The sequence below is a fragment of the Pseudomonas sp. GM78 genome (assembly GCF_000282475.1).
Classification (GTDB): Bacteria; Pseudomonadota; Gammaproteobacteria; order Pseudomonadales; family Pseudomonadaceae; genus Aquipseudomonas.
Window position 1 is genome coordinate 1 of sequence record NZ_AKJF01000050.1, and the last position, 794, is coordinate 794.

Below are 794 nucleotides of genomic sequence, written 5' to 3' on the forward strand. Positions count from 1 at the left end.
CGCTGGTACGCCAGTCGCCGATCCTCAGCCACCCGGTGTTCAACCGCTACCACTCGGAAACCGAGCTGATGCGCTACCTGCGCAAGCTGGCGGACAAGGACCTGGCGCTGGACCGCACCATGATCCCGCTGGGCTCGTGCACCATGAAACTCAACGCCGCCAGCGAAATGATCCCGGTGACCTGGGCCGAATTCGGCGCCCTGCACCCGTTCGCCCCGGCCGAGCAAAGCGCTGGTTACCAGCAACTGACCGATGAACTGGAAGCGATGCTCTGCGCCGCCACCGGCTACGACTCGATCTCGCTGCAACCGAACGCCGGTTCCCAGGGTGAATACGCAGGCCTCTTGGCGATCCGCGCCTACCACCAGAGCCGTGGCGAAGACCGTCGCGACATCTGCCTGATCCCGTCGTCGGCCCACGGCACCAACCCGGCCACCGCCCAGATGGCCGGCATGCGCGTAGTCGTGACCGCCTGCGACGCCCGCGGTAACGTCGACATCGAAGACCTGCGCGCCAAGGCCATCGAGCACCGCGAGCACCTCGCCGCGCTGATGATCACCTACCCGTCGACCCACGGTGTGTTCGAGGAAGGCATCCGCGAAATCTGCGGCATCATCCACGACCACGGCGGCCAGGTGTACATCGACGGCGCCAACATGAACGCCATGGTCGGCCTCTGCGCCCCGGGCAAGTTCGGCGGCGACGTGTCGCACCTGAACCTGCACAAGACCTTCTGCATTCCCCACGGCGGTGGCGGCCCGGGCGTCGGCCCGATCGGCGTCAAGTCGCACCTG

The 794-nt window shown here is 66.8% G+C and carries 1 pseudogene; it reads left to right on the forward strand.

The annotated features are described in order from the left end of the window. Positions 1-794 (forward strand): annotated as a pseudogene (locus tag PMI35_RS26805) (beta-eliminating lyase-related protein); the annotation flags it as partial.